Annotated in this window: 7 protein-coding genes; 4 read left to right on the forward strand and 3 right to left on the reverse strand. The window is 36.7% G+C overall.

The features are described 5' to 3' along the window. Positions 1 to 30: 30 nt before the first annotated feature. The gene (locus AC3DU7_RS12930) at positions 31 to 579 is read right to left on the reverse strand and encodes an HAD family hydrolase (RefSeq protein WP_488039749.1); all 549 of its coding nucleotides are present in this window, start codon (positions 577 to 579) and stop codon (positions 31 to 33) included. 758 nt (positions 580 to 1,337) lie between these two features. Between AC3DU7_RS12930 and AC3DU7_RS12935 the strand changes: the two genes are divergently transcribed. From AC3DU7_RS12935 to AC3DU7_RS12945, 3 genes are all read left to right on the forward strand, one after another. Then, entirely contained in the window at positions 1,338 to 1,847 is a 510-nt protein-coding gene (locus AC3DU7_RS12935) for a hypothetical protein (RefSeq protein WP_488039750.1), read from the forward strand. Positions 1,848 to 1,938: 91 nt separating this feature from the next. Further along, positions 1,939 to 2,829, forward strand: a complete 891-nt coding sequence (locus tag AC3DU7_RS12940; RefSeq protein WP_488039751.1) for a hypothetical protein — start codon at positions 1,939 to 1,941, stop codon at positions 2,827 to 2,829. 14 nt (positions 2,830 to 2,843) lie between these two features. Then, positions 2,844 to 3,293: a DUF2996 domain-containing protein gene (locus AC3DU7_RS12945; RefSeq protein WP_488039752.1), complete on the forward strand. Its 450-nt coding sequence runs from the start codon at positions 2,844 to 2,846 to the stop codon at positions 3,291 to 3,293. A 189-nt stretch (positions 3,294 to 3,482) separates the two neighbouring features. Here AC3DU7_RS12945 and AC3DU7_RS12950 read toward each other — a convergent pair whose 3' ends face one another. Together AC3DU7_RS12950 and AC3DU7_RS12955 are read right to left on the reverse strand one after the other, a co-directional pair. Beyond that, positions 3,483 to 4,301 carry an alpha/beta fold hydrolase gene (locus AC3DU7_RS12950; protein ID WP_488039753.1) on the reverse strand — a complete coding sequence of 273 codons (819 nt, stop codon included), beginning with the start codon at positions 4,299 to 4,301 and terminating at the stop codon, positions 3,483 to 3,485. A 299-nt stretch (positions 4,302 to 4,600) separates the two neighbouring features. Next, on the reverse strand, positions 4,601 to 5,332 hold the full coding sequence (locus tag AC3DU7_RS12955; protein ID WP_488039754.1) for a lysophospholipid acyltransferase family protein: 732 nt from the start codon (positions 5,330 to 5,332) through the stop codon (positions 4,601 to 4,603). A 296-nt stretch (positions 5,333 to 5,628) separates the two neighbouring features. Between AC3DU7_RS12955 and metG the strand changes: the two genes are divergently transcribed. Continuing rightward, positions 5,629 to 7,034 (forward strand): methionine--tRNA ligase (metG, locus tag AC3DU7_RS12960; RefSeq protein ID WP_488039755.1); only part of this gene is annotated, 1,406 nt, incomplete at its 3' end.

Below are 7,034 nucleotides of genomic sequence, written 5' to 3' on the forward strand. Positions count from 1 at the left end.
AAATGTCTAATTGTGTTTAACTTTGTCCAATTATTTTAATACTGTTGATAGCCCTAATAATTCAATAAATTTCATAAGTGTAGGTCCTTTAGAAACACCTTTAGGCACTACATCTAAATACACATCAGCAGATAGAATACAATCAAATCCAGCATCAACCACTTTTTGAACTGTGCTTTCTTGGAGTTTTTCTGGTTTGTAATAGTAAGAAACACGCCGTGGGCCACTACATTCTTGAAGTTCTATTCCTGGTTCATTTGCCATCATTTTTTTAATACGATCGCTAGCATTTCCCCATATTTCTTCAACCCACCCTTGTATTGATTCTAAAGGTTCTAGAGTTTTACCGTGAACTATTGTTGTACCAACATCGCCAATAATATAGTCAGGATTAGGAAATTTTGAATCTTCACATAAGCTTTGCACAAATTCCACGTCTCGCCCAGTCACGAACACTAATAGTAGGCGATCGCGATATTTTTGCAGATATTCATAAAATTCTGCTCGTTGTCTATCTGAACCTCCTAAGAAAGTTCCGTCTAGGTCTGTTGCTAGTATTAAGGGATAATCATAACTCATTTTTTTGTTTTTAACACAGTTTTATTCACAGCTATAAGGTACAGCAAATATTTGTCTATATCCATAATAATTAATCTTTAAATACTCTTGTTTTTATTCATCACAATAACATCTACTAGACATCTCCATAACATAGTAAGTAGGAATCAAGGGTAAATAATTGATAATTTATGTGCGATTATTGATTTAATTTTTATTTTTGGAGATGTCTCCTGAGTAGAATATTTCCGTTTAACAATCATCCATTTTTTATGATTTCCTGATTTTTAATATTTATTCCATATCTCTAGCTTAGGAAATATTTGAGTTTTTCCCTAATTACTTACATAACCCTTAGAAATAATAAAATAATTATTTTTTTTTCAAGTTTAACATTGAAATATCTTGTCTCAAACAAACTTACTGTTTTCTACAAACCAGAGATTTTTTTCCTCTGCTTTTAAACTGATACCAAGTTAACCAAAATCAAACTAATCTATGCGATCGCCATATTTCGCTAGAATAGTACTTGCGCCGATCGACAAATTACTCACAATCAAATTTATCTATACAAAGACATACTGTGCATCAAAATCAGTCATAAGAGTTAAGATTTAGTTAAAAATTGACCAGAACCACTAGAATTGAAAAATAAAACATTTTGATCGAGTTTGGACAATAGTTATCTTAGGCCATCAGGAAAAATAACACAAATATTACAATTTTAAGAGAAAATTATACTAGCAATCTCAAATATATTATTTAAGGAGAGATAAATAATGATATACAGCCGTAGATTAGCGAAAATTATGGCCCCAATATTCATCTGCTTATTGTTATTGACATCTGCTTGTGGTGGAGCCAAACAACCAAGCCGTTTTGACCAGGCCCAAGAACAAAGCAAAACAGAACGTCCTTCCCAAGCTGAACAAGTATCTGGCGGTAGTCTCAACAAATACTTCCCATCATCAAGTGGTGACTATAAACTAAACTATGCTCAAGAGAAAAAAGGTTTTGCTCAAGCAAGTCTCAAAAAAGGTGGTCAAGAAGTAGCAGTCATGTCTATTAATGATATCTCCGCTTCCCCTGCTGCAGCCAACAAATTCCAAAATAGTAGCAAGAAAATAGGAGGATATCCAGCAGTTGAACAAGGTAAAACTACCACTGCAGTATTAGTCGATAATCGTTTCCAGGTAAAAGCTCAATCAAAAGACCCCTCATTTACTCCCAGCGATCGCGAAGCATGGCTACAAAAATTTAATCTAAGTGGTCTATCAAGTCTCAAGTAAACAATTCCACCATAAAGCTGAAACAATATACTCTTCCTCTGTTAACTTCCAAATATTAACTTTATTACTTAACCAAAGGAGCAACATACAAATGAGTAAGCCAATTTTTGAATTAGTAGATGAACTGCCCGAGGACAATCTGACAATTAAATCCTTACGCGCCTTAGACTTTGTTGTTCCTGGAGAATGGGATAACTTGGTAGGATTTGAAAATACCATCCGCACTGTCACAGGGGAAGACGACGAAGACTTAATTCAGCAAATAGGCGATCGCGCCGTAATTCTATTCAATGACAAAGCTCAAGGATATCAACGTGCTTTGTGGCTATACCAAACTGTCAGTGGAGCAGGTCGTGCTGTAGGTGCAGCTACCCTAGCTAATATGGTTGGTGATAAAATTCCTCTCGTGGGAGGTTTGTTAACTAGCTTGACTCCTAAACCAGCAAAAGGCCAAACTATCGATCTGTCTCTAAAAGTTGTTGCTGAGTTATTAGGTTTTTGCTCCATAAATGGCATTCCCGGAGATAGTATTGGTGACTTTGTAGGAGCTTTGGGTGATTATAGTGGGGAATCTTTGATGCGGTTAGCAGCCTTAGTTTGTTTTGATGGTTTAATTCCTCTTGGGCCAGACTTTTTACAAGCAGTTTCAGAATGGATCGAACGACTATCCCCCTCAGACCTAGAAGAAAACCAAGGTTTCAGGGAAATGGAAGATGCTATTCCTGGGAATGATAAAGACAGTAAGTTAGGCTTTATTGGGGAAGCTTTCGGTTCCGTTTCTAGTTGGATGGGAGATTTTGTCAGCGATCGGGGCATTACTCCACATAATGTGGCCAATAGTCTGCAAAGTTTTGTAGAATTTAGCGATGATAAATTGGATTATTTGGCTGCATTTCTAGATGTGAGTACCAATTATTATGAACATACAGGAGTTCAAACCCTGGCTCGTCGTTTAGTAGAACGAGCTTATGCAGAAATTTAACTAAGGAAGCATTTATGGCTGAAGAAAAAGAAGCTAAACAATCTGAAACTAAGCCTGCTGGAGGCAAGGTAAAAAAAGAAAAGCCTCCTGCTGTGGAAGATAAACCTTTTGCGGAGTTTATGCAGCAAGATTATTTGCCAGCTTTGGAACAAGCTCTAACTCAGCAAGGTATTGACGATCTCGACCTGAACCTAGTTAAACAGAAATTACCTATGGTTGGCCTCAGTTCATCTGAAGAATGTTGGCAAGTGATGGGTAAGTTTAAACAAGGCCAGCGTCAGTTTAATGTTTATTTCCCTAAAAAAGATATTAAAGGCCCCAGAGCTTTTTCTTGTGCAGACAATGGTGCAAAACCTGCTACTCTAGAACCTTTTTTAATTGACGAGCGTAAAATTACTCTGAATCTATTAGTGTTTGGAGTAATTCAACGTCTGAATGCTCAAAAGTGGCTCAGTTTAAACTAGCGCAGAAAGGCAGAAGGCAGGAGCGGTGTGACCCCGCGTCGTAGTCAGGCGCAAGGGATGACCAAGAGAGGGAATGCTTACCAAGAGAGGTAGAAGAGAAGAAGGGTTATTTTACAAGCTTTTGAACCTTTTTTTACGGGTTAGTTATTTCCGCCATCTTGCACTAGAAAGTTAAGTTGTAGCGTTCTTTTATGTAGTAGATACTATGTTTCTCTCTGCTCCAATTAACTCGCTGCCCCATCGATCTCGAATAATTTTGTAGAAGTCCACGTCTGTTTCTAGCAAGCAGGCGTGACCACTATTTGGCAGAATAACCATTTTAGCTTCAGGCAAATACTTGACTAAAAATTTAGCTTGTGATAATGAAGGCAAAAGTCTATCGGCTGCGCTAGCAATAACTAATACAGGTTTTTTTAATTTTTCTAGTTGATTTTTGTCTACCTGGAATGAACGCATTAACTCTAATCGCCAGATTGAGGTCTGTTGAGAAACTGACTGCATGGCCTCTAATAAGGCTTGACGTTCTGCCCTTTCCATTCGGCCAAGAGCTGCTAAAAATGGTAAAGTCCCTGTAACCGATAATCGATATAAATGGCTTGGTAGGTATTGAGTCAGATATGAGCCATATTTGACTAAAGGTTGTTGACTGAATGAGGAGGCTGAATTGACTAAAATCAGCTTGTTTAATAATTCAGGAGCAGTAAAAGCAACTTTTAAGGCTAAACATCCACCAAAAGATTCTCCACATAGGTAAACTGGTCTTTCCGGTATTGCCTGTCTTTCTATTTCAATTAACTCTACTGTCTTTTCCAATAATTGATCCCAGCTTGATAGATCGTTGGGTGGAATACTCAGACAGCGAATATCAAAAGCAGTTGATAATCTAGACTGTTGCGATCGCAACAATTTACCTGTTCCATCCATAGCCGGCAAGAAAATCAACAGAGGTAATTCTGGTCTAGGTGTAGTTGGCCTTAAAAAGCTAATTTGGCTAGTTGCCACTTGCATGATTGAATACAAATAAAAAGTAATTAATGATTGATAATTTAATAATTAACAGTTAATATGTGCGCTCAATTTCTCATTTAGCTTCTATTATAGAGATTAAATTTTTTTGTTTCTTAGCAATCTACCTAAAATTATTACTTAAGATTCGTCTAGTCTGACTTAACTAGCAATATAATAGTTTCAGAGAAAATAAAATTAAATAATTTAATTATTAAATTTATTGATGAATAAGAGCATTTTTTTATATGAGTTTCTAGAATAAAAATTAAGACATCAAACAAAAGCTAAAGGTTTAATCCTTAAACACAACCTTCTATCAGTAAATTAGCAATTTCTTGGCTAACATAATCAGTCAAATTGTTGACTAACTGTTTAGCGTACTTTCCATGATATTGCTGACGGTGGGAAGACTTAACCCAAAACGGGCGACCAAACATAATATTAGAACGCTGATAAACTATCGCTGGATGCCATCCAGGTGTATCGAATAAAGGTTCTGACGGATCGAAAAAACTTAACAACTTCAAAGGTATTCTCGAAGAAATTGACCGCTCATCAGATGAAGCGATCGCTACTGGCAAGACTGCCAAATTGGCAACTGGGGAGCGCAAGGCCAAATGAGCAAAGCCTCTTTGAAAATCACTAATCAAATTAGGTGGAGTACGCCGAACCATAGGTACAGCTCCTTCTGGAAAAACCCCCACCATTTCTTCAGCTTGTAATAACTTTGTTGCCTGCCGGAAAAAATCTTGTTGTCTACGACTCGAATTATCTAAAGGAAAACAACCTAAAGCAGTAACCATTTCTCGTAGTACAGGTACTTGGCCCATATAGTGATGACAAGCAAATTTAATTTGTCGATTAACGGCCACTGTCAATAACAAAGGGTCCATAAAACTACGATGGTTGCTTACAACAATTATGCCTCCTTCTGAAGGAATCCTGTCTGCATTATAAACAAAAGTTCTACTACCAATAGCAGCTAAGAACAAACGAGAAATAAGCAGTAAATTATTTGCTTGGTCTCCCATCTTGACTATGAATAATTAAGTATGTAAATTCTAGACTCTCATAAATATTTTCTTAGGATAGTAACATGGGGATACCAAAAGTTAAAATTTCTTTGAGAAAGTCCAGAAAAACAAAATAGCAGCATTACTGTTATGGTAGGGGATTTTATTGGCTTCTATAGCTCAACTAAATTGTTGATTAAGTCAATAAATAACCAGTTAAACAAAGTATGAATCAAATAGGTCGATACTATCTAGGCTCATTATGATTGTACCCAGAATCAGTTCAAATAAATAGTATTTAACTCTGATTTTCCATGAAAAACACATATAAAACTCAGGATACCTTTGTAATTACAACTCCCCTTTACTACGTTAATGATTTACCACATATAGGCAGTGCTTATACCACTATTGCGGCCGATACGGTAGCTCGTTTTCAAAGGCTACAAGGTAAATCAGTGCTGATGATTACTGGGACAGACGAGCATGGCCAAAAAATTCAAAGGACAGCTCAGAGCAAAGGAAAATCACCCCAAGAACATTGTGATTTAGTGGTATCAGGATTTGAATCTCTCTGGCAACAACTCAATATTCAATATGACCGTTTTAGTCGTACCACTGCATCTAACCATGAGTTAATTGTCAAAGAATTTTTCCAAAGAGTTTGGGATCGAGGTGATATCTATTTAAGTCAGCAACAAGGATGGTATTGCGTAGCTTGTGAGGAATTTAAAGAAGAGCGCGAACTTCTAGAAGATAAACATTGCCCCATTCATACTAACCAAAAAGTAGAATGGCGTGACGAGCAAAATTACTTCTTTCGTCTTTCTAAATATCAGGAAAAACTACAAGCTTTTTACCAAGAAAAGCCTAATTTTATTCAACCGGAAAGTCGTCGCAATGAAGTCTTAAATTTTGTTAACCAAGGATTACAAGACTTTTCAATCTCTAGAGTTAATGTAGATTGGGGTTTTCAACTACCAGCAGATCCCAGCCATACTATCTATGTTTGGTTTGATGCTCTATTAGGTTATGTAACAGCACTCCTAGATCCTGATAGTGAACCTACCCTAGAGAATGCTTTATCAAAATGGTGGCCGATTAATCTACACCTAATTGGTAAAGATATACTGCGTTTTCATGCTGTTTATTGGCCAGCAATGCTAATGTCAGCAGATTTACCAATCTCTCATCATGTTTTTGGACATGGATTTTTGACCAAAGATGGGAAGAAAATGGGTAAATCTCTCGGTAATACTTTAGATCCATTTGAGTTACTAAAAAAGTATGGCTCTGACGCAGTTCGTTACTATTTTCTCAAAGAAATAGAATTTGGAGTAGATGGTGATTTTAGTGAAACCCGCTTTATTAATATCCTAAACGCTGACTTAGCCAATGACTTGGGTAATTTGCTAAATCGTACTCTCAAAATGGCTCATAAATACTTTAAAGGCCAAATTCCAAACATTCAAGGTGAGCAAATAGAAGCTACTCACCCACTTAAGTCGATAGGTATGGGTTTGGGTGAACAAGTTATTCAAGCTTATACTTCTTTAGCTTTTAGTCAAGTTTGTGAAGAGGTACTGGCCTTAGTTAGAACTTGCAATAAATATATAGACGAAACTGCTCCTTGGAGTCTATATAAGCAGGGTCAGTTAGAGGCCTTAGCAGAAGTGTTATATTCTGTGTTGGAATCTGTTAGACTAGCGTCTTATCTTTT

The organism is Okeania sp., assembly GCF_983059655.1.

What these genes read in the sequence shown, in the direction of transcription:
- AC3DU7_RS12930 (WP_488039749.1), bottom strand. Translation starts at nt 579, where the DNA reads ATGAGTTATGATTATCCCTTAATACTAGCAACAGACCTAGACGGAACT.
- AC3DU7_RS12935 (WP_488039750.1), top strand. Translation starts at nt 1,338, where the DNA reads ATGATATACAGCCGTAGATTAGCGAAAATTATGGCCCCAATATTCATC.
- AC3DU7_RS12940 (WP_488039751.1), top strand. Translation starts at nt 1,939, where the DNA reads ATGAGTAAGCCAATTTTTGAATTAGTAGATGAACTGCCCGAGGACAAT.
- AC3DU7_RS12945 (WP_488039752.1), top strand. Translation starts at nt 2,844, where the DNA reads ATGGCTGAAGAAAAAGAAGCTAAACAATCTGAAACTAAGCCTGCTGGA.
- AC3DU7_RS12950 (WP_488039753.1), bottom strand. Translation starts at nt 4,301, where the DNA reads ATGCAAGTGGCAACTAGCCAAATTAGCTTTTTAAGGCCAACTACACCT.
- AC3DU7_RS12955 (WP_488039754.1), bottom strand. Translation starts at nt 5,332, where the DNA reads ATGGGAGACCAAGCAAATAATTTACTGCTTATTTCTCGTTTGTTCTTA.